The organism is Synechococcus sp. W4D4, assembly GCF_047716805.1.
GTDB lineage: Bacteria > Cyanobacteriota > Cyanobacteriia > PCC-6307 > Cyanobiaceae > Vulcanococcus.
On record NZ_CP180404.1, the window covers coordinates 215671 to 242661 of the forward strand.

The following is a 26991-nucleotide window of genomic DNA, read 5'->3' on the forward strand; positions in this document are numbered from 1 at the left end:
CCCCATGGACTCAGGCACGACCAGCAACGGTGTCCCCCAGGAGCCCGTGCAGGAGCAGCCCTGGCGGGCCAAGATCGAGCCGGAAGAGGCGCCTGAAAACGAGCCCCTTTCGCCGGTGGCGTCCCTGTTCCGGGAGCATTTCGAGCAGTTTCTGCCGACGATTCAGCAGGAATGGCCGGAGGTGGCCCGCCACACCCTGGAGGCCACGCGCGGCAGCCTGGACACCGTGGTGGAGGTCATTGCTCGCCAAACGGGACGCACCAGTGACGGTGTGAAGGATCAGCTCTTGGATCTGCTGACGCTTGGTGAGGACCAGGCCCAGCAATGGGCTGATTCCCTGCGGCCCTTGGAGGAGCAGCTCGAGCACTTACTCGATGACCTGAATGCCAACTTGCGGCCGCGCATCGAAAAACCCGTGCGTGAACGCCCCTTGATGGCACTGGGATTGGCTGCTGGAGTGGGGCTGCTGCTGGGTCTGTTGCTCTCCGGTCGCCGTTCTTCATGACCAGTTCCGACTCCTCCTCTCCGCAAGATCCACCGCGGCGTGGGGTTCCCCTGAAGGCGGCCTCCCGCATTACGGGGCTGGTGGCCTCGGTGATGGACCTGCATGTCCGCATTGCGCTCAAGGAAGCCGATCGCGAGAAGCGCCGCCTGATTGGCGGCGTCGTCTTGCTGATGGCTGGCCTCTCGGCGTTGTTGATGGCCTGGTTGGCGGCCGATGTGGCGTTGCTGATCTGGCTGCATCAGAGCCGGGGCTGGAGTTGGATTCAGGCCGCCCTGGGCCTGATGGGGATCAACTTGCTGCTGAGTGCGCTCTTCCTGCGGATTGGCGGGCTGATGACCAAGGGCCCCTATCTGCCGGAAACCTTGGCGGGTCTCACGAAGACGACACGGGCGTTGGTGGGTCGCTGAGCCAGCGGCAGAGGCTCGGCAGGGAGAGTCCCTGCAGACTGAGGTTGAGCATCACCGTGATGAAAACGATGGCCTGGCAGTTCTGAGCCAGCAGAGCGGCACTTGTATCGCTAGGCACCCCGCGCAGCATCGGGATGGCCGCCATGACGTTGAAGGAGAGCGCCAAGGGCACCGCCCCGCGCAGGCCGCACCAGGCAATCAACAGGGACTCCTTGACGCTGAAGGGCGAAAGCCGTTGAAAGACCAGGACGCTCAAGGGGCGGGCGACGAGCATCAAGACTGCAGCGGTGGCCAGGCCAGCCGGTAAGGCTGGGAGTAACTGGTTGGGGTCCACCAGTAGGCCAAAGATGAAAAAGATGCTGATCTCCGTCATGGTGTTGAACGGCAGCAGCACGTCTTGAATCGTTTGGTGATTGATCTCGGGCTTTTGGTAGTGCTCATTGGTCATCAACAAACCCGTGATGTAGACCGCTACAAAACCTGATCCGCCGAGGATTTGGGTGCAGCCGTAATCCATAAAGGCGATGGAGATCGCCACAATGAGCAGTTGCTCGCGATCGACCACTAAACGGTTAATCATCAATCGGGCGATGTAACCGAAGCCCAATCCCACCAAGACCCCCGAGCCCATCTTTTGCAGCAGGCTGGAGAAGCCACCGATGATCACTTCAGGAAGGGCTTGGCCTTGCGAACCAACGGTGAAGAGACTCGCGGCAATGCTGAACAGAATCAGTGCCGAAGGGTCGTTCACCGACGATTCGAATTCCAGCAGGTCCTGCACTTTTTGAGGGACTTGGCGTTTGACCTGGCGCAAGACTCCGAGGGTCGCGCCGGCATCGGTCGAGCCCAGGCAGGCGGCCACCAGAAGGGCGGCCCCAAGCGGGATGGCGTTGCCGAGCCCTGGGGTGATGGCGCTGCCGCTTTGGGAGGTCAGCCAGACGATGGCAGCACCCAGAACCAGGGTGGAGATGGCAACCCCGGCAATGGCGAGGGCGAGTCCGTACTTCAGGAAGCCACGAATCGCTTGGGTGTCTGTTTTGAGGCCGGCATAAAAGAGCAGCAGGGCAAGGGAGAAGGTTTGAAGTCGCTCCACTTCCTCTGTCGCAACATCCAAGGCATGAATATGGACCAGCAGGCCTAAGAACAGAACCCCAAGCACAGCGGGTAGGCCAATGCGAATCGAGAAGCGACTGATGATCAGTGTCCCGAGATAAACCGCTCCGATAAACAGCAGTTGAATCTCAAGGGGAACTGTCATTAACCCCTGGCTACTCGCCAGCAGGGGGGTGATCCAATGGCTCATGCTGCAACCCTAAGCCGGGCACTAACGGATTTCGTAGTGGAGCCAGCGGCAATCAATGCCGCCATTGCTCACGGGAACCCGCCGGCTGGCTTTCATCCGCAGGGCTCCAGTGAGTTCCGGGTTGCCGCTCAGGAGCCAGAGGCTCCAGCCGCTGCAGCGCTCTTTCACCATGGCCCCCAGATCCGAGTACAGCTGCTCGAGTTCATCGCGTTCGCCGATCCGCTCGCCATAGGGCGGGTTGCAGACCAGAACTCCCGGGCCGCTTGGCAGTTCCAGCGCGCGAAAATCGCCAGCCTGGATGGTGATGGCTCCGCTAAGTCCTGCGGCCTGGACGTTATGGCGGGCTTGCTCTACCACGTCGGGGTTCTGTTCGCAGCCCAGCAGGATCGGCAGCGTGCTGGTCGGTTGTTCGCGGGCTTGGGCCCGGCGCTGCTCTTCCTCCCAGAGCTCGGCATTGAAGTCAGCCCAGCCCTCGAGGGCAAAGGAGCGATGGAGCCCGGGGGCTTGGGAGAGTGCCCAGCTGGCGGCTTCGATCAAGAGCGTTCCAGAACCGCAGAGTGGGTCCACGAGGGGGATGGATCCATCCCAGCCGCTCAGGCGGACCAGGCCCGCGGCCAGATTTTCCTTGAGAGGGGCCAGGCCCATGGCGCTGCGGTACCCCCGGCGATGCAGGCTGCCGCCTGAGCCATCGAGGCTGAGCCGTGCTTCCTGGCGGCTGAGGTGGACATGGAGGGAGAGGTCGGGTTCGTCGAGATCGATGGAGGAGCGCTCGCCCCAGAGATTGCGCTGCAGATCAACCACGGCGTTCTTGACCTGTAGGGCCGTGTAGTGGCTGTGGCTGAGTCCGGGGTTGCTGCCGCTGACATCGACGCGGAAACTCATCGAGGGATGCAGCCAGCGTTCCCATTCGAGGGCGTTCTGGATGCCGAAGTAGAGCGATTCGCGGTCATGGCAGGGGAACCGCGCGACCTCCCTCAGGAAGCGAAAGGGGTAGCGGCACTGCAGATGGAGCCGATAGAGGCAGGCCATATCGGCTTCGAAGGCCGCGGCGCGACGCAGGGGCTGAACCTGCTTGGCCCCGAGGTTGACCAGCTCTTCCGCCCCGATCTCCTCCAGGCCTTGGGGCAGCACCGCAATCCCTTGAATCACACCGCGGCGGCGATTGGTTTGCCGGTGCCAGGCTTCTGTCATGACATCGATCAACGCGGTCGGTTTCCCTCCCGCAAGGAGGTCACTCTCATTGTGCGTTGACCCTGCAGAATGAAGGGGTCCGGTCTTGACCGGACTAGGTGGCTCACACCAGTGTTTCGGACAGCGGTTCGATTCCGCTCAGCTCCACTTCATGGGGCTGCAATGGTTTCGACGGGGCATGAGGAGGGTGACTGAAGCCTGCTCGGTAAGAGCGAACCCGTAACAGCGAACAACATCGTTCGTTTCTCCCGTCAGACCGCCCCTGTGGCTGCCTGACCCTAATTAAGGGAGATGGGGTTAGATCAGCCTTATCAACCAAATGATCCATGGGGGCTGGGAGGCCCCTTTAATCAGTCCAGCGGAAGCTTCTGGCATTACGCCAGACCCTCTCTAGGGCATTGATCTGGGCGAAAGTCGCTGCTTCGCTGGTCAGGCTTCAGGCATGAAAAAAGCCGGTGACCTCCCCGGCTTCCATTGGTGTCTGCGTGACACGTCTTGGTTATGGCTCAACTTCAGACAAAAAAACAGAGCCAATCGATCAGGACGACTCAAGCAGCCGTCTGTTGAGAGGTGCCGCGAAGGGCTTTTTCCTGAAGCCGCTGCACTGCATCAAGGGCCTCATGGGCCGGCCAGCCATGGTTGTCCATCAGTTCCATCACCAGCGCATCGGGCCCATTGGCAATCCCGTCGTTCAAGTCGGAGACGACACGGTGATCGCGAGCAAGCGCATCAAGGCGAAGTGATCGGAGTTGATGTGCGTTCGGATGTTCCATGCACGCACTATGGACCGCTGCCAATCAAGACCGAACGACCCATGGCTTCACGTCTCCCTTCGGCCTCGACTGATCAGTGCTGGGGGGCATTGGTGCCCGGAGATGGCTGCTAGGGTCATGGGCCATGCCAAGAAAGCCAATGTTTGCGGGAATGTTGAGCTTTCTGTTTGCGGCTCTGTCGTTTGTTCAGGTTCCCCAGTGGGACAACGACTGGACTAAGTGCTCGGTGGCTGTCCCGGACACTGCCTGCCATTGGTATGTCGTGAACCCTGACAACACCTTTGGGAAGGGATTTAGTTGGATCACTGCGCCCAAATTGGATGTTGAGGCGCTGCAGGACGTTGCAATCCAGCACGAGGTCACTGTTCAGAGCGGTTACCAGACCACTGTTGAACTCATGGATGCTTCATCTTCAGTGAAGTACGGAGACGATTACTAAGCTGTGCCTTAATTCTCAATAAGGCAATCATTGAACGGTTGGCGCTCTAGGGTCAGCTTTGTTTGAATGAAGATGCTCATAACTTCTTGCTAATTTGAGCTCAAAATAGAAAGTTTTTGCCATGACCTGTATCGAATGCCTCGATGCATCCGATTCGCTTCTTGGGTTGTGCAGTGAAAGAGAGATCGGTGGCGATCCACGCACCATTTTTCATGCTGCAAATTCCAGATGCCCCCAAGAGCATTGCGAGCTTCTGTTTGTACTTGATACAGCTCTGTTAAAGAAATCTCGACGATCACTTCCTGATCGACAGGATCAAAGGTGTATTCGGTCAAGTCGCCTCCGCACAGTTGATGCATTCATTTCCCCGGCACGCAGGCGACACGGTTGGCCTGGTTCGAATCCCTCTAGACGAACGAGCACATTTCAGTTATGGCACTGCTGAGCAGAAAATGCCATGAAAAAAATCGGCCAATACCCTTCAGAGACAGGGCCCCAGGGGTAGGCAATATTCTCTGGCAGCAGAAAAATGCACCTGCTTGCGCGTTTGAATGACATCTTGGACGGATTGCCAGGCCCTCAAGCGCAGCAACTGAGGCTCTGACTCCTTACCAAAGCATCAGGAATGAAAACTGCTCAACTCGCTTTCCTCTGCTCGGCGAGCCTGGACACCTGAATCACCCTTAGATGTGGAGGGTGGGGATCAATCGCGTGTTGATTGATCGATGGCTGCAGCAAGTATGGAGGCCTTGAACAAGAGATTGATGGATGGCTTGCCTCCAAGCAGAAAACAGCCTGCTACCGCAACAGATGGTCAGAGACCACTGGTGCAGAAGGCTGTTCAGAAGCAGACACTTGCCGCCAGTAACGCTTTGCCTGGGCTGACCACAGGTCATCACGACTGGGATCAAGGCACCTTGGCAGGCTGGAAATGACGATAGATGGATTGGACTGACTGGGCATTTGTAGGTGAATCTTCAGTGAATGATTAAACAGATCTGATATCAAGTTTGGAGTTGTGCTTGTTGCTCGACTCCCGCACGCCTCTAGGTGAGCTGATTTAGCCCAGAGCCGGGATGAATGCAGCCATTGAGCATTGATCGAGCCAAGAATTGACACAGGATTGGATGAATCGTGAATGAACTGCCTATGTAATGGACAAAAAACACACTTGTTCCCTGACGCGTCTGATGAAGCCTTGCAAGGCCAACACGTTGGAGCCGTGGAGCGCGTCAACCAGTGCCGCACGTCCACGCTGTTGAGTGGACCGAATTGTCGGACCACAGCCGCAAAAAAGCGATTGTGATTAGGCCAGAAAGCCTGATGCTCCGAGTATTTCAGCCGGACTATCCGAACTCCTGTTCTGAAAGCAGGTAGTTGGATCCATGGTGTCTCCCTTCACCTTAGCACCGCAAGCAGGGGGCGGCTGCCAGCAGTGATTCCTGCCTGAGCTGTCCATCACGGTGTTCAGTGTGGCTTCGTTGCCGCAGAAGTGATGCAGAGTGATTGAGTGCTCGCATTCCTAGGGAAGCTGCACCAGCATGTCCCTACTCCGGAGCGACCCATGTTGATCAACCCGCTCTGCCCCTTTTCGGCGGCAACGATTCTTGGCTTAAAAGCAACGGTATTCCTGTTGCTCACCATGTTGATCAAGGCCAAGATCAGGATCACAGCCTTTTCAGCGCTGGGCGTCTTGTTGCTTCTGCTGCAGACCCTCGCCTTTCTTGCGGTCAGTAGTGGTTTGGCGATTGTCGTCGCCGGTGCTGGGGTCTATGCCGGTCAGCAACGCAAGGCGGCGAGAGCCTAAATCCTTTCTTAGCACTCGGATCTCTTCGTTGCTCGCTGGCGAGTCAGGACTTCCATCAGCACCCCTACGCATAGGGCATGCGATCGGTACCGGTCGGTTGTTCCATCAGCCGGCGTTGCTTGTTGAGTGGCGTTGGCAGGCCTTGGCCATCAACACTGAGGGTGCGGCTTAGACCATTTACGCGTGTCCCCAGAAGGGGGGAAGATTCCTCCCTTTTTTCTCGATAGAGACACTCAGTCGATGCGAAAGATGGAGGCCTCTTGATGGCGTTGATTAACTCCATCAAGAGGCCTGATCTTCAAAGAAGGGGAACATCTTGAGAGGGGCAGCCTGATGAGGACTGCCCCTGAGATGAGCCACTCTTTTGGGTAATGCTACCCTTCAATGGATCGAGATAGAGCGATGTAGGACGTTTCAGATGATGCGAGATCGAGGGGGAAATTATGTGCATTCCGCTCATGGATTGCTTCAATCCCAATGTTGCTTCGATTCAGGACGTCTGCCCAGCTGTTGATGGTTCGCATTTGGATGTCGAGTATGGATTGGTTGAAATTGAATCCATTGAGACCGAAGGAAAAGGAAGCTACGGCCAGTGATGAGCACCAAATTCCAATGGTTGGCCATGCAAACAGAATGGCATGAATACTTCTGCTGTTATCTGATGCTGCATAGGGAAATACAAGGCGGCCAAAATATGCATGTGCAGCCACTAAATTGTATGTGGTTTCTTTCTGCCCAAATGCATAGCCGCGGTTGATTGATTCTGCTTCCGTGGTCTCTCGCACTAGGCTGCTGGTTACGAGAGATCCATGCAGTGCAGCAAGGAGTGAGCCTCCAAAAGTGCCTGCAACGGCGAGCATGTGCAATGGGTGCATGAGCACATTGTGTTCGGCCTGCAGGACCAGCATGAAATTAAAGGTGCCAGAAATCCCCAGTGGCATTCCATCGGAGAACGATCCCTGACCCATGGGATAAACAAGAAAAACAGCCATTGCTGCAGACCAGGGAGCTGAAAACGCAATGGCAATCCATGGGCGCATTCCTAGGCGGTAGCTCAATTCCCATTGGCGCCCTAAATAGGCTGTGATTGCAATGAGGAAGTGGAGGACAATGAGCTGATAGGGTCCTCCGTTGTAAAGCCACTCATCGATGCTTGTGGCTTCCCACAATGGATAAAAGTGCAAGCCTATGGCGTTCGAGCTTGGAACAACTGCAGCTGTGATGATGTTGTTTCCATCGAGCAAGGCTCCGCTGATCGGCTCTCGAACTCCGTCAATATCGACCACTGGAGCGCACAGTATTGCGAGTACAAATGCGATGGCGCTTGTCAGTGCCGTCGGGATGAATAAGACGCCGAACCAGCCGATGTAAATTCGCTGCTTCGTTGAAGTAATCCATTCCGAGAAGGCTTTGCCATTCCTGAGTAGGCGTTTCTTTGTTGTCAATGTTGCCATAAAGATTCTCCGCTGATTGGGTGTGTCTCTTTATCTCTCTCTGGTGAGAGAAGTTTTTCTAGCAGTGTTTGTTTGTTGTGGGGTGATTCAGGGAGTTGTTTATTCTCCTGCGCTTTCCCGTGAATGCCCTTGTCCAGCTTGAAAGCCTTCCCTGGCTATTTGCGATTGATCAGCTCTTCTGCCTCTGTTCAGCAGCAGAAAAGAACCGAGCGTTCGATGTATCTGGAATCTCAATGTGGTTGAGGCATCTCTGCCATGGATCTGCTTGTTGGATCTCCACCAGTGATCAATGGTTTTAGCGTTCATTTGTGGGTAATCAGCACCGTTCAAAGATTTCGGAGCTTACTCTCCGTGATTATGCGCTCTATCGAGCCATTTGCTCTGAACTGGAAGCGCTTGAGGATACGATTCAGGTCGCCGGTGAAATTGGGCGTGATTTTCTTGAGCTTGCTGTTGCCATGCGGGACCGTCGGCTTCTGATTGAGTGGCTTCGTGAGCTCAATCTTCCTCCTAGTTCTGAATATACATATGGGGGAATTACTCCAGATCTTGAGGAGCAATTGCTCTCGCAATCTTCTGATTAGTTATTTGCCCCGGTGCTCGCCAAAAAAAGAGGGGGTTAAGCCCCTCTGTTGCCTCACCGGAGAGTCCCTCTCCGTCTTTATTCTGGCGTTGATTCACGGGAGTGAATGCGTCACTCAGGCTGCGAAACTGCTGTTAATCTGCAGTCAACTAGTGGGGCGGGTTCATGGTGCCCAGCAGGGCATATCCAGGCCAATGGCTTTTGTCATTCAGCTTGATGCCTAGCGATGAATCATTTCTAGGCATAGACCTGTGTTTGAAAGCTCGGGGTCAACAGTGCACAGTCGTCCCATGATTTCTTGATGATCGATCTCAGAGAGTGATCCGTCCCCGCGCCATTTAAGGCAGGTCGTGTTGGAGTGGGTCCTGTTTAGTCTGGATTCGATATGGAATCTTGTTAGCGAGTTCTTCATGGTATGTGTGACGGCTGGAATCATGTAATGCAAATCGATTAATCATCCTCTGGTTGGCCCTTGCGTGGATCTAGGGCGTATCTGCGGCACTTTCCGGTCTTGTCGTTGAAGTGTGCAGACGCATGCATCGGATGGTTTGGATTGCCTCTCGCGATCTCCGCCTCGGCTATCGTTCATTTTTCTTGTTTTTGCCAGCAAGACTCTGTATTGCTGTTATCTGCCGATTGCTTGGATCAGTCTTTCTATGGCGCCTTAATAACGACCCCTTTGGTTCAACCTGGGGCCTCGATCTAACGGTTGTCGCGAAGGCTGTTTAGTCCTTGCTCACCACAGCACTGACTTGTTCTGCGAAACGGTCCCATAGTCTGGAGACCTTGGATTGTTGAGCTGTGGTGCCCTTCTCCTGGCTGAATTGTCCCTGCTTTTTGGTCAACACTTCGTTGGTTAAGAGGCCCTGCTTCCTGATTTCTCTTCGCTTCTGTTGGAGGTAATCGCGAGATTGTCTAACGTTCATCGGCTGACTCTGCATGGGATTCAGGTTAGTCATTACAGGTCGTCCGGAGACTCCTTATCGCTAGCAAGGCAAAGAGCTGTTGCCATTGGGGCTTATGGCCTAGCTGTTGCTCGACTGGTGCTAGCCCACTCTCTCCAGGCCAGCCGCGGTGCGCTCCAGAGACTCAACAGCACCAGTGGTGTGACAGGAACTGCCGCGATGACGATGAAGGCCTGCAGCGCGTCAATGGACGTGCTGTCGCCCAGGCTTGTTCCGATTCGAAGCAGCACCAGGGTGAGACTGCCGATCATGAGGGCCCAGAACAATCGCAGTAACGGGGCGGGCTCGCGCTCTCCACTGACCACCATGGCCGCTGCGTAGCTCATCGAATCAGCGCTGGTGGCCATAAACAGAACCACCAGTAGGAGTCCCGTTGGGATTAACAGCCAGGCCAGAGGCAGTTGGCTGAGGATCGCCAATAAGGCAGCCGCCGCTCCGCTCATTTGAAGCGGCCCACTGATGGAACCAGCATCGGCGAGCTCCAGGGCGATTCCCGTGCCCCCCAGCAGGGTGAACCACAAATTGGTCACGAGTGGACAGAGGATGGCCACCGCCAGTACCAGCTCCCGCATGCTTCTGCCACGGCTGACCCCGGCGGTGAACAGCCCCATGAGTGGGGCATAACCCAGAAACCAACCCCAATAAAAAATGGTCCAACCGTTCAACCAGCCGGCTTGCTCGGCGTTGTTGCTCGCCAGGGCCATTGCGGGCAACTCGTTGATGTAGAGCAACATTGCACTCAGGAAATGCTGGAGCAGCCAGAGCCCTGGGCCAACCAAAAGGATTGCTGCCGCCAGCCCAAGGGTGAGTACAACGTTCAACTCAGAGAGCCATTTGATGCCGCGCTGAATTCCACTGACTGTGGAGGTGGCAAACACCGCTGTGAGCAAGATCACCACGAGGGATTGCAAACCAGCGCTGTCGCTGAGCCATGGCAGCTGTCCAGCTGCATTACTCAGTTGCAGGGAGAGAAAGCCCAGAGGGCCGACGGTGCCCGCAACAGCGGCGACGACCGAGAGCCCATCCGCGAAATCACCAACAGCTCCATCCACCCAATCCCTTGGGAGGACCCCCACCAGCAGTGAACGAGGCCGCAGGGGCTCCCCCCGTTTCTCCAGCATTGAGAAGGTGATGGTCACTGTGGTCGCCACCAGTGCCCAAGCCAAAAACCCCCAATGCAGAAAGCTCACGGCCAGCGCCGGATCAACGGCTTCTGAGCTGCCCCCAGTGATTTGTGGGAAGTAGGGAGCTGGAGATTGGAAGTGGAACAGAGGCTCTGCGGCAGACCAGAACACCCCTCCACCCGCCAGCAGTGTGCAGATCAGGACTGCGCACCAATCAAAAAAACGAATGGTTGGTTTGGCTCCGGCTCCCCCCAACTTCACTGATCCGATGGGACTGATCGCCAGGCCCATGGCCACGAGGAACACCGCGAGCACCAGCCACTGCCAGAGGCCACCGATGTGTTGGCTGATGATTGTTTTGCCATTGCTGGTGAAAGTCCTGGCGAGTTCCAGATCCACCGCTGCGATCAGCAGAAACAGAAGTAGTGGGATAGAACCAACCCAGAGGGGTGGCTGTTTCAGCCAGGGAACGTCCCGTGGGGTGATGATGTCAGGTTGTGGTTGTCTTTTAAGATCAGGCAAAACGCTTATGCAGTGACGGCAGGTCGTTGATGGCTCCAGCAGCTGACATCAACAGCTGGTTGTTGACCACTCGCGAAGCGCGCAAGGGAGTCGCCAATTAAGGGGGCAAACTTGAAGGACTGTCCTGACCCCCCGCAGAAGAGACTGATGGTTGGCGTGATGCGATCGAGAACGAAATTTACGTCCTCGGTCATTGAATAGGGGCTCATGACGGTCTCCACGCGATCTTGGATGCCCTCGAGCTCGTTGAATAGAAATTGATCCAAGAGTTCAACCAATCGAGGTGGAGGATCCCTCTGCATCAAGCCTGGTTCATGGACACGCAGTTCCTTGGGTGTCCAATCGATTCCACACTTGATCCGGGGACGCCCATCAGGGGTGTGGCTTAACACGGGGAAGCCGTAATAGAGGCCGCCGTCATCACCACGTTCTTGTTGAAAACAGAACCATTGGGGATAGCGATCTGCCAGCGCTGGATCGACCGTGTAATGCGCCCAAAGCATCGGCCAGATCTCAAGTTTTGGCTGTAGCCCCAGGGGGGCGAGCAGCTGTTGACTCCAGATTCCACAAGCGATCACCAGTTGATCGGCCCTGATGTGTTGCCCTTGTTTGAGGGTCACGCCGCGTCCATCAGAGTCAATGCTCTCTACAGGGGTGTGCTCCAGGAGTTGATGTCCTGCGGCCCGAGCTGTTTGGCACCAGTGCGCAATGACCCTGTCGCTGCGCACAGCTCCGGCCGTGGGTTCGAAGAGTCCTGTGAACTCATGTTTTGGCTTGAGTGGAAACCGTGCGGCGATCTCTGCCGAAGAGAGTGTTTCGTAGGGAATGCCCTGCTCATCCATGACCCGGCGGGCCCCAGGGATCGAGCCTTCGATGGTTTCCTCTTCCCAGCTTTCGCCGTAGAAGAGCAATCCATGGGTTGCCCTGAGCGGGACTCCAGCCTCTTCTTCTTCTTTGATCCACAGTTGATTTGCGGCTTGAGCCAGCTCGCAGAGCACTGGATCGGAGTACATCTCCCGGAACATCCGAGTCTCACCGAAGCTGCTGGCTTGGGCATGGGCGAGGGTCTTCGCTTCAAGTAGCAGGACATCGGTGATTCCTTGTCTCGCTAGGGCAGCGGCACAACTGAGGCCGGCCATGCCTCCACCCAGGATCAGGACGCTGACGCTCTTGGGGATGGTGAATGTCATGGATCATGCCTTCCTCTGAAGCTCAGACCAATCGGTCGTCCCTCAGAGCCTGCGGCGACGGTGCCCAGGGCTGTGTGTGCTGATGCTCCTCTCTTGCGCTGTTGCAAGTACTCATCGGAGCGGTTACGGATTTCCTCGCGTACAAAGGAATAGACCGCATCCGCTTCAGCTTGCCGCCAGCTATCTGGAGAGAAGCGCTCGATTGAGTCGGCGATGACCGCGCCTGCATTGACCAGGGGGTCGGGCAGTACAGGAATTGCTCGTTGGCGCAGCTCCTCAGCGAGATGGGCCTCATGAAATGGAGCATTGGCAGCCGGCACCACGGCTCTGGCACGCAGCGCTTCAGTCATGTCTTGATCAATCAGCCCGGAGATTGAACAAGGAAGCAGCAGATCAAGGTCCAATTCCCACCATGAACAATTTGCGGGAAGTGGGGTGGCTCCACGGAATCTGGCGCGGTCGCGATAGTGATCCATGGTGAACACCGTCCAACCGTGATCCACCAGAGAGCGGGCCACCGTTCCACCCACCGCTCCGCAGCCATGCACCAGAGCCCGACCTGGTTCGGCTGTTGCCAGCGTCTCGCCCAAGACGGCCTCCACGGCACCAAGCGTCCCATGGGCTGTTGCCGCACTCGCATCGATTGGACTGCCGACTGCGGCCAGGACATGGGGCGTGAGCGTCGTTAGACGCTCCATGTCCTCCAGGGTTGTGTTGAGATCACACCCAGTCACCATCGCTCCATCCAGGGACTCAAGGAGTGTTGCGGTGACTCCAATGAGCTCGTCTTTGACGGCGTCGAGATCGGCCGCGCGCGCCACAATTTTTCCGCCCGCGAAGCCGGTGCCGTAGAGATCGTGTTTGTGTGTCATCAGTGCTGCGAGCCGTCGACCATCGGCGATGCAGGCGTCATCGCTGGAGTACGGAAGTAGCCGAAGCCCGCCATTGGCGGGGCGACCCGGGTGGGTCGTCTCTCCAACAATGAAGACCGAGAGATGCGGCGAGACATGCTGCGACAGCACCGACACATCCGGCGGCGCTGTTGTCGATAACACCATCAGCCCACGCGCTCCATCATTTGGTGGTGCTCGACGTAGTCGAGGCTCCACTCATCCGGTGCTTCCGCGATGCGTTTCTCCAATCGCTGGTAAACCATGTCAGCGGCTTGAGTACCGGCCGCGTTGGCGAAGCTGTGGCGACTCCAGCTGCGAATGGTCGCCATGAGTCCCGCTGCGAAGGCGGCCGTATCACCGTTCTCTTTCCACCGGCGCCGGTACGGGCACTTCACATAGACGGTGCGTTGGTCGACGAGTCGCAGCCCATTTCGATGGGCGGGAGAGTTGGGATCCTTCAGAGGAGCCATGAATTCCTCGGGGGACTTGTAGAAGTTGTTGACCGTGCCGCTGCGGTACTGCTCCTCGCTGATCAGCTTCTCGTCGGCCATACCTCGCCAGATCTCGTGAAGTTGGTCGTGAACATTCCTGGTTTCACCTCCGTTCTCTCCGAGGTAGAGCCCCTGCTCATCGCGCGAGAGGTTGACCGTTAGCAAGCGCCCCCCGACCTTGAGCTCGCGGCTGCGGAGCTCAAGGATGTGATTCCAGTCCTTCATGGCTTGGGCCTTGAAGCGCTGGAGAGCTTCGTCATCTCCTGAGGCCAAGACGTGTGTGTGGGTGTTGAGGGGCCCCGGCGAGGCACTCAGCCAGTGCATTGCCGTGGCTGAAAAGCCAAAACTGACCGTCTCAGGGGCGACGGATGGTTCATAAAAACTGCGGGCACTCACAAGCACCGTCGGCTTGGGTGGCCTTGGGATTTGCAGGGCCAGGTTGTCTGCCAGTGCTTGGTTGTCGTTGCTGGGCAGATCGTTGCCAATCAGCGTGAGGTGTGCATTGGGGTGGTTGGCATGAAGCCGGTCCAGCACCTTTTGCCAGAGCCCGACGGCCGTTCCTCCGTCGGCAGCGCCGTAGTCGATCAGGATGTAATGGCGATCGCCCGCCAGGCTGTCCACACAGCTCAATGCCCAGTCAGTAGCAGCTTCAATGCAAAGCAGAGCCCCCTCAGTCTGTGAGCTGTAGCCCGTGGTCATCGCAATGGCCATCGAGTTCAACAGCACCTGGAATCAACGTACAACGTCAGAAATCAGTGCTTTGAAGCGTTGATTCAGCCTTGATTTTGATTAAATATTCTTTCTTGAAATGTTTTTCTCAGTGGAATTTATTTCTGACCTTTTTGATCAGGAATGCGCTTTCACCCGTGAGCTGAGGTCTGACCTCTGCAATGTCTGTCGGTGCAGCATCGATGGAGAGTGAAAAGAAAAGCCTTGGCGCTTGATTTTTGCGTTGGAGACCACAGCGTTGACCACGCGAGCGCCCCGTGGTGCACCGCACCAAATCACAGGGGGTAGGCCACTGTGTTCGCAAATGGCATTGGAGAGCTCCCTTCTGCTCAGGCGCATGTCATCGACCAAGTTGAAGGTGCCGTTTAAATCGCGATCCCAGGCAAATTGAACGCCTCGGGTGATGTCGTCAAGGTGAGTCCAGGCCGGAATGTGATCACCATCGCGAGCGATGCGTTGACCAGCGGCGTCCTTGACGAGTGAGACCATGTCACGGCCAGGGCCATAGATGCCTCCTAGGCGGAGAGTGCAGACGGTTGTGTTGCCACCCTGAAGCCCGTGAAGCGCCAGCTCAGCGTTGATCAGTAGGCGGTTGATGGGATGGCTGATGTCAAGCGGCGATCCTTCGCTCACGGTTTGACCGCCCTGGTCTCCAAAGACCCCAACTGTGCTGATGTAGGTGATGTGCAGTGGTTTCTGCTCTGGACGCTGCCGAAGAGCCTGAACCAGGTTGCTGATTCCTTTGGAGAAAACCTCCTCGTAGCTCTCGTCTTTCCGTGTTGGCGCAACGCTGATCAGGAGGCCGTCGAGTTGGTCGATGAAGCTGAAGTCCGCCTGGTCAGAGGCGATGTTGAGCTGCGCTGGCGTCACCCCCAGGTTTTTCAGTGCTTCAAAGCGAGACCGATCTCGGGTGGTCGCCAAAACGTCATGGCCGGCCAGCCGAAGTCTCTTGCAGACCGCGGATCCCACGTAGCCACAGCCGATAACACCAAAGCGCTGAGGCAAAACGAAGCAGTGCTTTTACAAATTTTTACATAGCGCCCCTCGTCGGCGTGGCTTCTGTTGGCCCCCACGGGCTTCGGTGAACCGAACCCTGTGGAGGTCACGCCCTGGCGGTGCCGTTCACGAGGCTAAAGAGAGTTCCGGGATTGGTATGGACCGTGTGGAGCGGGAGAATTGGCTGAAAATTGCCGCCAGGCTTGACCAGTCCGATTCGGCGGAGACTTGGTTTTGCGCCCGAGCAAAAGCGATTGCTGAGGGTCGTCCTGATCCCTTGGCTGAGCTTGGTCGGTTCCGCTCTTGATCGTTATGGGTGATCCTGCCGGCGCTCCAGACCTACAGGTCTGCTCGAATCTCGCCGTTTTCGTTGAGATACTCCGCGATGAGCGGAGAGGGCTCCTCGCGGTTTAAGGCTTCCAGCTCACGTTCGATGTTGCTCTGCATCTCTTTGTTTTGGTTGGCCTTGGCAATCGCCAGGACGCGCTCAAGCCGGATCTGCTCGCTCTCTTTCCAGGCTTGATCCACTACAGGGCCTCGTCGGTAACCCATCCTTGCGCCCATGGCAATGGCGAAGGGCGCGCCATTGATAAGCCATGCCTATTGAGGGGGTTTGCGGGCTTGATCTCGCTTGATGCTTTTCCCTGTGCTCTTTAGATTTTCTTCAAGAGAAATGCGTCGAGCCCCGTCCAGGGGCTCTTTTTTTTGTCTGTCAGCCGGCTTGGGGCGGCTGGCTGATCAGGCGCTGAACGACTTTGTTGCAGGCGGATTGGCTGTCCCTCTCGACCCGGGTCATGGCGCTCGGGGTTGGTGCTGGTCTTGCGAGTCCTGTCTTTTGCGGGAGAGGCTCTGCCTGTTGGGCCACCAATGAGATGCTCGATGGCGGTTTCGCTTGCCCCTTCGGACGATGGATGAGCAATTGGCTCGAATCGCATCTCAGCTGAACGATGCTGCTGCCTTTGTGACTCCGGAGGTGATTCGTGCCGGACGCAAGAGCGCTGCAGGTGCTGAGGCCTTGGTTGCAATTGAGTACGCAATCAACACGATGGGGAAGGCGCTTGTGTTGACGGACCTCAGCATTGACCCTGAACAGGATGCTGAGGTCCTTCGGAAATTCAGGCAGGGCTAGTCCTCGGGATGGCTCCGGACGAGTTGGTTGGCTGCGTCGTACCTGCGGGTAATGGACTGTGGGCCCCAGCTCCAGGTTGTTGCTTGCTGTTCAGGTGTATTTGAGATGGCAACGCTTAAACCCAAGGGTGCGCCATTGCTGAGTACCTCAAGCTTCGGGTCATGGCTTTGGCTTGATTCCTGCAGGCCGAGAGGGTGGGGAGAGGCCAGCGTGATGGGGGGTTCAGTGGAACCCTCTCTCCATTCGATGATGACGACGATTGATTCCAGCCAGGATCGGCTTTGGCGGATCACTGCTCTGCGGCGCTCCTGCGGTCTGCAAAGGCAGAACTCGGTGGTCCAAAACTCTTGGGTCAGGTATTGCGGGCCAAGAGACCAGTGCCCACCCGGCTCAATCTGCATCGATTCGGGGATGTCTCGGAAGGCAGACCTTGCAATCTTTCCTGACTGCTTGTAGGTCAAATTGGCCTGAATCAGATCGTTGCTCTCGAACACGCTGAGATGGCATGGAAAACGTTCGAGCTCCCGTCGGTTGCTCCCGATGCGGATGAAAATGCTTTTCCATTCTCCGCTGTTGTATTGAACTAGGTTGCCTCTCTGCTTTTCTATACGGCTCGATCTTGGCTCTTCGTTATGCATCAAGGACTGGGCGTTCAATGAATGAGCAAGGGATTCTTCAATACAGAGAGTGTCGCTGCTGCCTTCCTCTTTGGTTGTTGTGAAAAAATCCTAGGGTCTTTGCTGGTTGAGGTGTTTTGAGGGTTCTGGCCTATCGCCGAGTGCTGCTTGGAGTCTTAATCCTCTCGGGGTTTGTCGGCGTAACGCTGTTGGCTCAGGCCCACCTCATGCCTCCGATCCGGCAGGCGGTAGAGGCGATGGGGGTTTGGGCTCCCCTCGGGATCATGCTTCTTCGCGGATTGAGTATTGTTTTGCCTGCTTTGCCGAGCACGGCCTACTCGCTCTTGGCTGGGGCGCTGCTTGGCTTTAAGACTGGTTTTTTGACGATTGCAGTCACCGATCTCATTGCGTGCCTGATTGCCTTTTCGCTGGCTCGCTATTGGGGAAGAGGGCCCGTTCGTCGGTTGGTTGGGGATAAGGCGATGTCGGTTGTTGAGCGTTTTAGTGGGTCCAGGCTCGAGTCCAATTTCTTTTTGATGACGGGTCTTTTGATGACCGGATTCTTTGATTTTGTGAGTTTTGGCTTGGGTCTAGCGGGGACATCACTGCAGCGTTTCATGCCCGCCTTGGTTTTGAGCGTTGTGGCCAGTGATCTGCCGATCGTGGCCCTTGGTGCGGGCGTCTTTGATGGTGGGAAGACAACTCTGGTTGCTTCGATTGTGGGTGTTTTTCTGTTGGCTTTGGTGCAGGGCAAGGTTCGCCGCCGGTTTGCTGCGCTGAAACAGCTCAAGGGTTGAGTGTTCGTTACTTGTTGTTGATCAATGGCCGCGATGGATCCAATCAAGCATTCACTTGAGTCCTCATTTGAAAGTGAGAAACTCGTTCGTTGGATTAACGACTGCACGGAGTTGGAAGCGCTACGCGAGATGGCTCTCTTGCTGGTTCAGCAGCTGGCTCAGCAGAAAGCGGCTCGCGCCTGGATGGCTTCCCGTGCGTCTGAGTCTGAAAATTCCAAGCTGGAGATGTTGGCAGAGTTGATCCGTCGCTCTCAAGACTCCTCTGATCAAAGTCCTGATCAAAAGGATCCCTCTTGAGGTTCAGGAGCCGCTCGTGTCCTTTTTCTTCAGCACGCAGCCAGCGACTCCGCAGACCACTTCGTAGGCCTCTTGGCTCTTCTGGCTAATCAGTTTTTTGGTGTAGGCCCGTTTGGAGTTCCCCTGGGTCAGGCGGTCCATTGATTGAATCAGGCGCTTTTTGATTGAGCGCAGTCGCTGAAGGGCCATGGATCGGGCTGCATCCATTCCACATCTAGCGCCTGCTTGCCCCAGGTGGCTGCGGCTTCACTCTGCTGAGGGGTGCTCCTGGGCATTTCTCAGTTCAACCGCCAGTTCCTGCAGGCCAAAACCGGCCAGGGCCAGGAGTATCACGAGCCCTGCGAGTCCAAGGAGTCCGTCTTCCACCGCATCGCTTCGACTGGTTCTGTCGTAGCCATCTGCGCCCGCTGCGGCCACCCGCTCTCGATGGCCCGCGTTTGGATTCGCTTCTTTGCATTGGCCGCATTGGACCAGCGTTCCTAGACCGGGGGCACAAGCCTCAAGGGGTTGCACCCGTGTTTAATTCCCCCCACGCTGTACCGGCCCATGGCACCCGAGGAGATCTCCATCTCGCCTCCTTGCGCTGCCAACTGCAACTCCATTGTTCTGGGTGTCGCTACGTCAAAGGTGATCCGAGTTGCCACGGTTTCTGCAGCTTGCACGGGGCACTCTTGAGTCCCCACTCCCAGTTCTGGCAGGCCTGCAACGGACGTTTCAGCAAGCCGGTTCTGGTCTAGGGGCGGCTGAAATCAGCAATCCACTCTCGATCTGAACGGACTGGGAGGCAATGGGCATTAACCCCGATTGCTCTTGGCATTGCTTCCTCCGATGCTGAGCCCATCGATCTCGGAGGCGGATGTGACCGACACTCCACCGAACCAGTCCTGAGGAGCGAGCTGACCGAAGGCCCCTGCTCCAACAGTCTTCTACCGCTTGTGAGCGGGTCGTCAGATTGGACACAGAGTGAGCGTCTGATCTGTCGGCACTCCGTCTGCATCGCCTGAGGTGCCCTGGGAGAACCCACCGCTCGACACCTGGACCCTTGGCCCCAGGTGTGCCTCCTTCAGAAGCTCCGACCCACACGATCTCTCGAAGCCGGTGCCATTGGGTGCCGGCTTTGTTGTTGGGGGGTCAAAACTTCCCCAGCTCCCGCCGCTGACGTGGCCTCTGAGGTGCTGGGGTGTTTGCCGCGGGCAGGGGCGTTGGATTGGCTCTGGCTTGGGGCTCCGTTGTTGGGATGGCAGAGGTGCAGCGGTTGTCCTTTAACGCCAGCACCAAAACAGCCACCGATAAGAGCGACACCGCAACCGCATTGGCGACGTGGAATTTCATGGGCTGGCGCAGCCAAGTCAAGACCTCCTGTTCAGCATGGAGATGAATGCCAAGTTGTGCCGCGCCAGAGCCGCAAAAGGCTTCTTGGGTCAGCTCGCTGGTGACTAGGAGCCCTGGAAGCCGCTCCAGACCTCCAGTTCTTCCAAGGTCATGACACCTTCACGGCGCTCCTCCTTGTAGTCCCAGGTCGGGTAGGCCCTGACCTTGGCGGCCATGCAGCGTTTGCGCCCCTCCTCTTCTTTGTCGCATTCGACATAGGGCAGGAGTTCCATGGCCTCGACGCCAAAGAGCTCTTTCTGCGTGTTGCAGTGGGGACACCACCAGGCCCCATAGACCAGAAATCCCTGGCTCTGCAGGTGCTTGGCCAGTTGTTTTTGCCGCGTTGTCGACGCGCTGGCGGCTGCGGGTTGTTCCTCTGCCGCCTGGGCCGAGGGCACCAGCGCCGGCGTGGTGATCAGCAGCTCCAGGCTGAGGGCCAGGCGCCCGATGACTTGGACGCTGCGAAGGCCGGCCATGGCTTGCTTTGGAGGTGTTCGCCGCACCTTAAGGGTGATGCCGGGTCTGTTCACGCGTTCGGCCTTCCGCCTGTTTTGCCTCTCGCTCAATCAGCCCCGAGGCTGGGACACTTGAGGTGCCGTTGATCGTTCCTCCCCAGCTGCTGCGATGAGCGCCAACGGTTACCGCGACTATTTCAAAGTTCTGGGCGTTGAGCGTGGTGCCGATGCGGACACGATCAAAAAGGCCTTCCGCAAGTTGGCGCGCCAGTACCACCCGGATGTGAACCCCGGGGATCAGGGCGCTGAGGCGAAGTTCAAGGAAGTCAGCGAGGCTTACGAGGTCCTCTCGGATCCCGATAAGCGCCGGCGTTACGAGCAATTTGGGCAGTACTGGAGTCAGGCGGGTGCGGGCCCGGGCCCCGGCGGCGTGGATGTTGATTTTGGCCGCTACGGCAATTTCGACGACTTCATCAATGACCTCCTCGGCCGCTTCGGGGGGCCTGGGGGCGGAGCTGGTGGATTCCCCGGCGGTGGATTTGGTGGAGCCCCCGGCGGCTTCAGTGGATTTGGTTCTGGTTTCCCCGGCGGCTTCGCCGGCGGCCCCGGTCGTCAGGCCGCGCCGGTGAATCTCGATGCCGAGGCCAGCATTTCCCTGTCGTTCTCGGAGGCCTTCCGTGGCTGCGAGCGCACCCTGGCGGTGAATGACGAGCGCGTTCAGGTCCGGATCCCCGCCGGCGTGAAGCCGGGCAGTCGCCTCCGCCTGAAGGGCAAGGGGAACCTGCAGCCTGGAACGGGACGCCGGGGTGATCTCTATCTGACCCTCCAGGTCCAGGACCATCCGGTCTGGACCCTCGATGGAGATCAGCTCAAGGCGGATCTTCCCCTCAGCCTCGATGAGTTGGCCCTTGGTGGGGAGGTGCGTGTGGCCACTCCCGATGGTGAAGCCACCGTGACGGTGCCCCCGGCGATGGCCGTCGGCCGCAGTCTTCGCCTCAAGGGCAAGGGTTGGCCGGCCAAAGGAGGACGTGGTGATCTGCTGCTCAGCCTCAGCTTGAAGCAACCGGCCCGCTACAGCGACCAGGAGCGTCAGCTGCTCGAGCAATTGCGGGCTGCCCGCAGTTCTGATCCACGGGCGGACTGGATTAGCGCGGCTCGTCTGTAACTAAGCCCCCCCGATTGCTCGGTCTCTGTGGCCACCTGTGGCAGGGTTCGCCAAGCACTGCATTGGCTGTGAAGCGTCTTCTGCTGGGCTGTTTGGTCTGGGCGTCCATGCCAGCTGCCATGGCCTATGAGGCCTGGTTGGTCCGTTCCACCTTTGAGCCCCACAAGATCGGCCCCAAGGACGTGGCGGTCACCAAGGTTCCGATGCCGACCCTCAAGGGCTGTATCGAAACGGGTCGCCGCTGGGTCGCGGCAGCACCCAGTGATGGCAAGACATCTCGTGGATTCGACTGCATCCCCTACCGCTAGTGGCGAGGCTCCGCCCCCGAGGCCCCACTGGTGTAGATGTGGGGCTCAACCAGAGCGGGATTGATGGCTGCCAAGCGCCGGAAACTCAACAAGGAGATGGAGGCGGAGATGGTCGTCGCTCAGAGAAAAGTTGAGTTGATGACAGCCAAGATCCGAGATATCCGCGACGAAGATATTCAGAACGAATTTGCCCAGGCCTTTGCCCAGGTGCATTCCTCGCTGGCCCATCTGATTGAGGCCTATCGAGTCAAGGGCTTCTGCGAAGAAACCGAGGGCACCCTCGCCCTCTACAACGGCCTGATGGCGCGTTTCGAAGAGGAGTACGAGCTCTAGACGCCCCCTGTTGGATTCGAACCAACGACCGGCTGCTTAGAAGGCAGCTGCTCTATCCAGCTGAGCTAAGGGAGCTTGGATCTGACGCATTGTGCCAGCTGAGCTAGAGCTTCTATGGTGGTGTGCTGGACGTCAAAGTCGTAATGCCCGCTCCACGGCTGACAGAAAGCCAAAAAGAGGAGCTGGTCGCTCGTTACCGCCAGGGTGAAACCGCCCAGGCCCTGGCCGCGAGCTATGGCTGCAGCCCCAACACGGTCAGCCGCGTCCTGAAGGCCGGGATCGATCCCGATGAGCTGGCTGCGCTGAAGAAGCAATCCCGCAGCCGCTCTGCCGCCAAACCGGTCGAAGCTGTTGCCCAAGCGATCGAAATACCTGCGCCTGATCCGCTGCTTGAGGCTGAGCCCGTCAGCAGCGAAGTGGAGATTGCTTCCGATTCAGACGCCGCCGATGACGATGACGATGACGAGCACGTCGGCGTTCTGGCCATCGATGACGCCGATGACTTCGGCGATGACGGAGAGGAGGAGAACTTCGACGACGGCGATGACAGCTCCGACGCAGCGACTCTCGGCGGTGCACCAGCGGCTGAGCTGATTGATCCGATTCCCCTGCTTCCCGGCCTGCTGCCCAGCAGCGTCTACATGCTGGTGGACAAGGTGGTGGAGCTTCAGGCCAAGCCCCTCAACGAATTCCCTGAGCTGGGTTCTCTGCCGGAAGCCGAGCAGGCCCGCCAGGCCCTCATGCTCTTCACCAACCCCCGCCAGGCCAAACGGCAGTGCGGCCGCAGCCAGCGGGTGATCAAGGTGCCCGACAGCGACGTGCTCCAACGGCGCTCCTCCTACTTGGTGGCTCAGGGCATCACCCGATTGGTGGTGGAAGGCGGCCTGCTCTATTCCCTCTCAGAAGCCTGATCGCCGCCCGGCAGCAATAGAGCGGTTGCGGCGCCGCCACTGATGACTCCAAGCACCAGGGAAACCCCCAGTAGGAATCCGGTCGGGAGCTCAGCCGTGCGGCCAAACCCCAGGTTCAGCCGCGTCCGTTGATCCAGGTTCTGGGCCCCCAGGCACAGGATCAGCAGTAGCAGCACCCCGCCTCCAAGGCTGGCCAGAAGCAAGCGCAGGCGCAGCAGCATCAGGGGGTGTCGTCGTCTTGATGCAGCAAAGCGTAGAGCTCACGTTTGGCGATGCCCGTGCTGCGGGCCAGTTGGCGAGCGGCATCGTTGCTGCTGAGCCCACCGCTGACCAAGGCCTGCAGCTGCTTCCGTAGATCGGCATCGCTGGGCCGCTCAGCTGCGTTGATCTCAGCTCCGCCGAGGACGAGGGTGAATTCGCCCTGGGGAGGGTGCTGCCGGAAGTGCTCCAGGGCAACCGTCAGGGTCGGGCCCACCTGCTCCTCGTGGCGCTTGGTCAATTCCCGGGTCACGGCCACCGGGCGATCCCCCAGGAGTTCCAGCAGGTCCTCGAGCACCGCCAGCAGGCGGTGGGGGGCCTCGTAGAAGACCAAGGTCCGCTCCTCCTGAGCTAAGGCCTGGAGCCGCGCCCGGCGTGCTGTGGCTTTGGGAGGCAGGAAGCCTTCAAAGCAGAAGCGGCCGCAGGGCAGCCCACTGCTCACCAGGGCGGTGGTGGCGGCGCAGGGCCCGGGCACGCAGATCACGGTGCGGCCTTGGCTGCGGGCTGCCGCCACCAGTTCCTCGCCGGGGTCGGAGATGCCTGGCAGGCCGGCGTCGCTGATGACAGCAATTGCCTCTCCGCCCTCCAAGGCCTCCAATAACTCCGGGATCCGGGTGGCTTGGTTGTGCTCGTGGAAGCTCACCAAACGGCTCTTGATGCCCAGGTTGTGCAGCAGCAGGCCGCTGCGGCGGGTGTCTTCGCAGGCGATCCGATCTGCCCCGGCCAGCACGGTTTTGGCCCTGGGGGAGAGATCCCCTGTGTTCCCGATCGGTGTGCCCACCAGGTAGAGCACGCCTGCAGCGGGTTCGGCGCCCTGCATCAGAATGCTCCTTTGCCCTTCCATGATGCCCGCCGCTGCCTGCTTTCCCCCTGGCATCGAGGAGAAGCAGCTGTTGGCGGACCTGCGTCGACTCTGCTGGGGTGCTGCGGATATCTTGCTGGCCTACGGCCGCGGGGAGCAGCCCCCCTATGGCTTTCCCAAGGCCCTGAGTGTTGATGACGGGGGCGAGGGCCCCGTCAGTGCGGCGGATCTGGCTGTGAACCAGTGGCTGCTCGAGGGGCTGGCCAAGGCCTATCCCGAGGCCGGTTGGACGCTGCTTAGCGAGGAGACCGCCAAGGAGCAACTCACCGCAGGCGAGCCCCTCGATGCCGAGTGGCTCTGGATCCTGGATCCCCTCGATGGCACCAAGGATTTTCTGCAGGGCACCGGCGAGTACGCCGTGCACCTGGCGCTGGTTCACCGCGGTGAGGCCGTCTTGGGGGTGGTGCTCCAACCGCTGCTGGAGGACCTCTGGTTTGGTCTGGTGCCCCAGGGCCGGGCTTGGCGGGAGAACCGCGCTGGTGAGCAGGAGCCCGCCCAGCTCAGTTCCCGCCAGGCCCTTGGGGAGATGGTGCTGGTGGCCAGCCGCAACCACCGGGACCAGCGGCTGGAGCAGCTACTGGAGGCTCTGGCCCTGGGCGACACCAAGGCCATCGGCAGCGTTGGCGGCAAGGTCGCCACGATCCTGCGTGGTGAGACCGACGTCTACATCTCACTGTCGGGCAAGAGTGCCCCGAAGGACTGGGATATGGCGGCGCCGGAGGCCGTGCTCAAGGCCGCTGGCGGGGCCTTCACCCATGCCGACGGTGAACCGCTCCGCTACAACACCGGCGACGTGCGTCAGGCCGGTTGCCTGATTGCCAGCCACGGCGTCAGCCACCAAGAGCTCTGCGCCAAAGCCGCCGAAGCGATGGGCCGCATCGATCCGGGGTTTGCCGTTTAGGCATGAAAAAAGCCCCCTTTCGGGGGCTTGGCTGGATCAGGCCTGAGCCGGTTCGTCCTGTTGGGGAACACCCCGCAGGGTGAGGTTGATGCGGCCGCGGTTGTCGATCTCGCGGACGCGGACGGTGACGTGGTCACCCACCTTCACCACGTCTTCGACCTTCTCAACGCGGGCTTCGCTGAGCTGGGAGATGTGGATCATGCCTTCCTTACCGGGCAGGATCTCGACGAAGGCGCCGATGGGGATCACGCGGGTGACCGCACCGCTGAAGACCTCGCCTTCGGAGACGCGACGGGTGAGGCCTTCGATGATGCGCTGGGCTTCCTCAGCCGCTGCACCGTCGTGGCTGGCGATCGTGACGATGCCGCCGTCCTCGATGTCGATCTTGGTGTTGGTGCGCTCGGTGATGCCCTTGATGGTGCGGCCGCCGGGGCCGATCACGGTGCCGATCAGCTCGGGATCGATCCGGAAGCTGAGCAGGCGAGGGGCGTGGGGGCTCAGGACATCGCGGGGCTTGTCGATCGCCGAGAGCATCTTCTCGAGGATGTGCAGACGGGCCGGGCGGGCCTGGTTGATGGCCTCAGCCACGGTCTTCACTTCGAGACCGGTGATCTTCATATCCATCTGAAGGGCAGTGATGCCCTTCTCGGTGCCGGCCACCTTGAAGTCCATGTCGCCGAGGAAGTCCTCGATGCCCTGGATGTCGGTGAGGATCCGCACCTCAGAGCCTTCCTTGATCAGGCCCATGGCGGCACCGCTCACGGGGGCCTTCAGGGGCACGCCGGCATCCATCAGGGCCAGGGTGCTGCCGCAGACCGAACCCATGGAGGTGGAGCCGTTGGAGCTCAGGCATTCCGAGACGACCCGCAGGACGTAGGGGAAGCTCTCCTTGCTGGGGAGGACGGGAATCAGGGCCCGCTCCGCCAGGGCGCCGTGGCCGATTTCGCGGCGGCCGGGGCTGCGCATCGGGCGGGTTTCGCCGACGGAGTAGGGGGGGAAGTTGTAGTGGTGGAGGTAGGTCTTCTCGTTGGACGGGTTCAGGTCGTCCATCTCCTGGGCGTCACTCGGGGTGCCGAGGGTGGCGCAGGAGAGCACCTGGGTCATGCCGCGCTGGAACAGACCGGAGCCATGCACGCGCTTGGGCAGCACGCCGGCGGCGGCGCTGATCGGACGCACCTCATCGAGGTTGCGGCCATCGACGCGCTTGCCGTCCTTGACGATCTGGGCGCGCATCAGCTGTTTGGTGAGCGCCTTGTAGTTGTTCCCCAGGGCCTTGCCGTTGCTGCTGACGGCCACCTTCACGGCATCGTCGTCCTTGAGGCCGCTGATCTTCTCGGCCACCTGGGCCTTGATGGCATCGAGCTGCTGGTCGCGCTCGGCCTTGGTCAGGGTGAACTGCTTGAGGACCTCGCCGATGCCTTTGCTGCATTCCTTCTCCAGGAAGCTGGGCAGGGTGGCGTCGACGGTCTGGGCCTCGGGGAGGACCTGCTCGATGCCGAGCACCTTGAGCAGGTTCTGCTGGACCTTGATCAGTTCGCAGACCGCCTCATAACCGAAGTCAATCGCTTCGATGACGTCCTGCTCGGGCAGCTGGTTGGCGCCTGCCTCGACCATGATCACGCCCTGGGGGGTGCCGGCGACCACCAGATCGAGCTCGGAGCGTTCGATCTCGCGGTAGCTGGGGTTCAGGATGAAGTCATCACCCAGCAGACCCACCCGCACGGCGGCCATGGGGCCGTTGAAGGGGATCTTGGCCAGCAGGGTGGCCAGTGATGCACCGGTCACGGCCAGGACATCGGGCGGAACCCGCTCATCCAGGGACATGCAGGTGGCGACGACCTGCAGGTCGTCCCGCAGCCAGCTGGGGAACAGCGGGCGCATTGGGCGGTCAATCAGGCGCGCGATCAGGGTGGCGCGCTCGGGAGGACGGCTCTCGCGGCGCATAAAGCTGCCGGGGATGCGACCAGCGGCGTAGAGGCGCTCCTCGTAGTCGCAAATCAGCGGCAGAAAATCGATGCCCTCACGGCCGCCGGAGCGGGTGGCAGTGACGAGAACAGAGGTATCTCCGCATTCGACCATCACGGAACCCCCGGCCTGCGGGGCGAACCGACCTGTGGTCAGTCGGATCTCCCGACCATCGAAGGAGACCGACTGAGTGTGACCTTGCACGTGGGCTTATGTCTTGTTTGTTGTCAAGACCAATTCTTGCATCTGA

At 59.0% G+C, this 26991-nt stretch carries 31 protein-coding genes and 1 tRNA gene; 14 read left to right on the forward strand and 18 right to left on the reverse strand.

The features are described from left to right. The first annotated feature begins 4 nt into the window (after positions 1-4). Both ACLM42_RS01150 and ACLM42_RS01155 read left to right on the forward strand, forming a co-directional pair. The gene (locus ACLM42_RS01150) at positions 5-505 is read left to right on the forward strand and encodes a glycine zipper domain-containing protein (protein ID WP_415399469.1); all 501 of its coding nucleotides are present in this window, start codon (positions 5-7) and stop codon (positions 503-505) included. Then, on the forward strand, positions 502-912 hold the full coding sequence (locus ACLM42_RS01155; protein WP_247911722.1) for a phage holin family protein: 411 nt from the start codon (positions 502-504) through the stop codon (positions 910-912). The genes ACLM42_RS01150 and ACLM42_RS01155 overlap by 4 nt, the downstream gene beginning before the upstream one ends. Here ACLM42_RS01155 and ACLM42_RS01160 read toward each other — a convergent pair. The 3 genes from ACLM42_RS01160 to ACLM42_RS01170 all read right to left on the reverse strand — a co-directional run bounded on the left by ACLM42_RS01160 (position 878) and on the right by ACLM42_RS01170 (position 4101). Then, positions 878-2215, reverse strand: a complete 1338-nt coding sequence (locus tag ACLM42_RS01160; RefSeq protein ID WP_247911721.1) for a cation:proton antiporter — start codon at positions 2213-2215, stop codon at positions 878-880. The two genes, ACLM42_RS01155 and ACLM42_RS01160, sit on opposite strands and share 35 nt — an antisense overlap. Before the next feature lie 21 nt (positions 2216-2236). Next, positions 2237-3406 carry a THUMP domain-containing class I SAM-dependent RNA methyltransferase gene (locus ACLM42_RS01165; protein ID WP_415399470.1) on the reverse strand — a complete coding sequence of 390 codons (1170 nt, stop codon included), beginning with the start codon at positions 3404-3406 and terminating at the stop codon, positions 2237-2239. Between the two features lie 548 nt (positions 3407-3954). After that, positions 3955-4101, reverse strand: coding sequence for a hypothetical protein (locus ACLM42_RS01170; RefSeq protein ID WP_415399471.1), 147 nt, complete (start codon positions 4099-4101; stop codon positions 3955-3957). Between the two features lie 229 nt (positions 4102-4330). On the opposite strand from ACLM42_RS01170, the gene ACLM42_RS01175 reads away from it, so the two are divergent. After that, the gene (locus ACLM42_RS01175) at positions 4331-4618 is read left to right on the forward strand and encodes a hypothetical protein (protein WP_371820688.1); all 288 of its coding nucleotides are present in this window, start codon (positions 4331-4333) and stop codon (positions 4616-4618) included. A gap of 89 nt (positions 4619-4707) precedes the next feature. Here the strand turns inward: ACLM42_RS01175 and ACLM42_RS01180 are convergent, their stop codons facing one another. Beyond that, the gene (locus ACLM42_RS01180) at positions 4708-4953 is read right to left on the reverse strand and encodes a hypothetical protein (RefSeq protein WP_247911718.1); all 246 of its coding nucleotides are present in this window, start codon (positions 4951-4953) and stop codon (positions 4708-4710) included. 390 nt (positions 4954-5343) lie between these two features. Here ACLM42_RS01180 and ACLM42_RS01185 point away from each other — a divergent pair, with 390 nt between their 5' ends. Together ACLM42_RS01185 and ACLM42_RS01190 are read left to right on the forward strand one after the other, a co-directional pair. Further along, a complete protein-coding gene (locus ACLM42_RS01185; RefSeq protein ID WP_247911717.1) occupies positions 5344-5553 on the forward strand; it encodes a hypothetical protein in 210 nt (69 codons plus the stop codon). Positions 5554-6182: 629 nt separating this feature from the next. Beyond that, positions 6183-6425 carry a hypothetical protein gene (locus ACLM42_RS01190; RefSeq protein WP_247911716.1) on the forward strand — a complete coding sequence of 81 codons (243 nt, stop codon included), beginning with the start codon at positions 6183-6185 and terminating at the stop codon, positions 6423-6425. Positions 6426-6799: 374 nt separating this feature from the next. Here the strand turns inward: ACLM42_RS01190 and psbA are convergent, their stop codons facing one another. Continuing rightward, positions 6800-7879, reverse strand: coding sequence for a photosystem II q(b) protein (gene psbA / locus ACLM42_RS01195; RefSeq protein WP_415399472.1), 1080 nt, complete (start codon positions 7877-7879; stop codon positions 6800-6802). A 308-nt stretch (positions 7880-8187) separates the two neighbouring features. Here psbA and ACLM42_RS01200 point away from each other — a divergent pair, with 308 nt between their 5' ends. Next, positions 8188-8463, forward strand: a complete 276-nt coding sequence (locus ACLM42_RS01200; protein ID WP_247911714.1) for a hypothetical protein — start codon at positions 8188-8190, stop codon at positions 8461-8463. Between the two features lie 1017 nt (positions 8464-9480). Here ACLM42_RS01200 and ACLM42_RS01205 read toward each other — a convergent pair. The 7 genes from ACLM42_RS01205 to ACLM42_RS01235 all read right to left on the reverse strand — a co-directional run bounded on the left by ACLM42_RS01205 (position 9481) and on the right by ACLM42_RS01235 (position 17139). Next, positions 9481-11040 carry a BCCT family transporter gene (locus tag ACLM42_RS01205; protein WP_415400104.1) on the reverse strand — a complete coding sequence of 520 codons (1560 nt, stop codon included), beginning with the start codon at positions 11038-11040 and terminating at the stop codon, positions 9481-9483. Between the two features lie 38 nt (positions 11041-11078). Then, entirely contained in the window at positions 11079-12263 is a 1185-nt protein-coding gene (locus tag ACLM42_RS01210; RefSeq protein ID WP_415399473.1) for an FAD-dependent oxidoreductase, read from the reverse strand. Continuing rightward, on the reverse strand, positions 12260-13321 hold the full coding sequence (locus ACLM42_RS01215; protein WP_415399474.1) for a Glu/Leu/Phe/Val dehydrogenase dimerization domain-containing protein: 1062 nt from the start codon (positions 13319-13321) through the stop codon (positions 12260-12262). Before ACLM42_RS01215 ends, ACLM42_RS01210 begins: the two co-directional genes overlap by 4 nt. Next, positions 13321-14358: an SAM-dependent methyltransferase gene (locus ACLM42_RS01220; RefSeq protein ID WP_415400105.1), complete on the reverse strand. Its 1038-nt coding sequence runs from the start codon at positions 14356-14358 to the stop codon at positions 13321-13323. The genes ACLM42_RS01215 and ACLM42_RS01220 overlap by 1 nt, the downstream gene beginning before the upstream one ends. Before the next feature lie 135 nt (positions 14359-14493). After that, the gene (locus ACLM42_RS01225) at positions 14494-15345 is read right to left on the reverse strand and encodes an NAD-dependent epimerase/dehydratase family protein (RefSeq protein ID WP_415400106.1); all 852 of its coding nucleotides are present in this window, start codon (positions 15343-15345) and stop codon (positions 14494-14496) included. A 366-nt stretch (positions 15346-15711) separates the two neighbouring features. Next, positions 15712-15900 (reverse strand): hypothetical protein, encoded by a 189-nt coding sequence (locus tag ACLM42_RS01230; RefSeq protein WP_247911709.1) that lies wholly within the window; start codon positions 15898-15900, stop codon positions 15712-15714. A gap of 597 nt (positions 15901-16497) precedes the next feature. Continuing rightward, entirely contained in the window at positions 16498-17139 is a 642-nt protein-coding gene (locus ACLM42_RS01235; RefSeq protein ID WP_415399475.1) for a hypothetical protein, read from the reverse strand. A 116-nt stretch (positions 17140-17255) separates the two neighbouring features. Between ACLM42_RS01235 and ACLM42_RS01240 the strand changes: the two genes are divergently transcribed. Both ACLM42_RS01240 and ACLM42_RS01245 read left to right on the forward strand, forming a co-directional pair. Then, positions 17256-17915 carry a TVP38/TMEM64 family protein gene (locus ACLM42_RS01240; RefSeq protein ID WP_415399476.1) on the forward strand — a complete coding sequence of 220 codons (660 nt, stop codon included), beginning with the start codon at positions 17256-17258 and terminating at the stop codon, positions 17913-17915. A 24-nt stretch (positions 17916-17939) separates the two neighbouring features. Beyond that, entirely contained in the window at positions 17940-18212 is a 273-nt protein-coding gene (locus ACLM42_RS01245; RefSeq protein WP_247911705.1) for a hypothetical protein, read from the forward strand. A gap of 3 nt (positions 18213-18215) precedes the next feature. Here ACLM42_RS01245 and ACLM42_RS01250 read toward each other — a convergent pair whose 3' ends face one another. Continuing rightward, positions 18216-18419 (reverse strand): hypothetical protein, encoded by a 204-nt coding sequence (locus tag ACLM42_RS01250; RefSeq protein ID WP_415399477.1) that lies wholly within the window; start codon positions 18417-18419, stop codon positions 18216-18218. A gap of 54 nt (positions 18420-18473) precedes the next feature. Between ACLM42_RS01250 and ACLM42_RS01255 the strand changes: the two genes are divergently transcribed. Then, on the forward strand, positions 18474-18695 hold the full coding sequence (locus ACLM42_RS01255) for a hypothetical protein (RefSeq protein ID WP_415399478.1): 222 nt from the start codon (positions 18474-18476) through the stop codon (positions 18693-18695). Positions 18696-19648: 953 nt separating this feature from the next. On the opposite strand, the gene ACLM42_RS01260 is transcribed toward ACLM42_RS01255, so the two are convergent. Then, on the reverse strand, positions 19649-20059 hold the full coding sequence (locus tag ACLM42_RS01260) for a hypothetical protein (protein WP_415399479.1): 411 nt from the start codon (positions 20057-20059) through the stop codon (positions 19649-19651). Positions 20060-20207: 148 nt separating this feature from the next. Between ACLM42_RS01260 and ACLM42_RS01265 the strand changes: the two genes are divergently transcribed. From ACLM42_RS01265 to ACLM42_RS01275, 3 genes are all read left to right on the forward strand, one after another. Then, positions 20208-21203, forward strand: a complete 996-nt coding sequence (locus tag ACLM42_RS01265) for a DnaJ C-terminal domain-containing protein (RefSeq protein ID WP_415399480.1) — start codon at positions 20208-20210, stop codon at positions 21201-21203. 68 nt (positions 21204-21271) lie between these two features. Then, positions 21272-21511, forward strand: coding sequence for a hypothetical protein (locus ACLM42_RS01270; RefSeq protein ID WP_247911700.1), 240 nt, complete (start codon positions 21272-21274; stop codon positions 21509-21511). Positions 21512-21574: 63 nt separating this feature from the next. Then, a complete protein-coding gene (locus ACLM42_RS01275; protein WP_415399481.1) occupies positions 21575-21844 on the forward strand; it encodes a hypothetical protein in 270 nt (89 codons plus the stop codon). 1 nt (position 21845) lies between these two features. On the opposite strand, the gene ACLM42_RS01280 is transcribed toward ACLM42_RS01275, so the two are convergent. Then, positions 21846-21919 (reverse strand) — tRNA-Arg (locus ACLM42_RS01280). Positions 21920-21987: 68 nt separating this feature from the next. Here ACLM42_RS01280 and ACLM42_RS01285 point away from each other — a divergent pair. Beyond that, positions 21988-22755, forward strand: a complete 768-nt coding sequence (locus tag ACLM42_RS01285; protein WP_415399482.1) for a hypothetical protein — start codon at positions 21988-21990, stop codon at positions 22753-22755. On the opposite strand, the gene ACLM42_RS01290 is transcribed toward ACLM42_RS01285, so the two are convergent. Further along, on the reverse strand, positions 22734-22976 hold the full coding sequence (locus tag ACLM42_RS01290; RefSeq protein ID WP_247911697.1) for a hypothetical protein: 243 nt from the start codon (positions 22974-22976) through the stop codon (positions 22734-22736). The genes ACLM42_RS01285 and ACLM42_RS01290 overlap by 22 nt on opposite strands. Then, positions 22976-23833 carry a 16S rRNA (cytidine(1402)-2'-O)-methyltransferase gene (rsmI, locus tag ACLM42_RS01295; RefSeq protein ID WP_415399483.1) on the reverse strand — a complete coding sequence of 286 codons (858 nt, stop codon included), beginning with the start codon at positions 23831-23833 and terminating at the stop codon, positions 22976-22978. Before rsmI ends, ACLM42_RS01290 begins: the two co-directional genes overlap by 1 nt. 22 nt (positions 23834-23855) lie before the next feature. Between rsmI and ACLM42_RS01300 the strand changes: the two genes are divergently transcribed. After that, positions 23856-24776 carry a 3'(2'),5'-bisphosphate nucleotidase CysQ gene (locus ACLM42_RS01300; RefSeq protein WP_415400107.1) on the forward strand — a complete coding sequence of 307 codons (921 nt, stop codon included), beginning with the start codon at positions 23856-23858 and terminating at the stop codon, positions 24774-24776. Positions 24777-24812: 36 nt separating this feature from the next. On the opposite strand, the gene ACLM42_RS01305 is transcribed toward ACLM42_RS01300, so the two are convergent. After that, positions 24813-26945 (reverse strand): polyribonucleotide nucleotidyltransferase, encoded by a 2133-nt coding sequence (locus ACLM42_RS01305; protein ID WP_415399484.1) that lies wholly within the window; start codon positions 26943-26945, stop codon positions 24813-24815. Between the last annotated feature and the right edge of the window lie 46 nt (positions 26946-26991).